The sequence below is a fragment of the Cellulophaga geojensis KL-A genome, assembly GCF_000568425.1.
In the GTDB taxonomy this organism is placed as follows: Bacteria; Bacteroidota; Bacteroidia; order Flavobacteriales; family Flavobacteriaceae; genus Cellulophaga; species Cellulophaga lytica.
This window is the reverse complement of sequence record NZ_ARZX01000104.1, coordinates 1-596: the sequence shown is the minus strand read 5'-3', so window position 1 is coordinate 596 and position 596 is coordinate 1. Positions and strand designations below refer to the sequence as shown.

General features: G+C 33.6%; 1 protein-coding gene. It reads left to right on the top strand.

Translation table 11 applies throughout. The annotated features are described in order from the left end of the window. Positions 1-558 (top strand): OmpA family protein (locus KLA_RS17415; RefSeq protein WP_034647539.1); only part of this gene is annotated, 558 nt, incomplete at its 5' end. Between the last annotated feature and the right edge of the window lie 38 nt (positions 559-596).

Genomic DNA, 596 nt, shown 5'->3' with positions numbered 1-596 from the left:
TTTGAAACTAAAACAGACACCAAAGGAAACTTTACACTAAATGATATTTGTTGGGATGATACCTATACCCTACTGGGAGAAAAAATAGAGTTTGAGCAAGGTACTACCTCCTTTACTATGGAACGCAATAAAGAATTAAAACCTGTTATTGTAAAATTAAATCCTATTAAAAGAGCTGCGCCTATTGGTACTGACTTAACAAAGTACTTAAAACTAGATCCTATTTATTTTGACCTTGATAAATCATTTATTAGAATTGACGGACAAATTACTATGCAACAAGTGTTTGCATACCTTAAAGAATACCCAGAGGTGGTTATTGAGGTTCGTTCACATACAGATGCCAGAGCTACTAATGAGTATAACTTAGCTCTATCTAACAGAAGAGCTAAAGAAACTGTAAAATACTTACTAGATAATGGTATTGCGCCTGAGCGTGTTTCTGGTAAAGGATTTGGTGAGTCAGAGCTTACAAACAATTGTGACTCTAACAGCAAATGCTCTGAAGAAGAACACCAAAAAAACAGAAGATCTGAGTTTATTGTAGTACAAAACTAAACAATAAAACATCCTATAAAAACAAAAAAGAGGAAGCT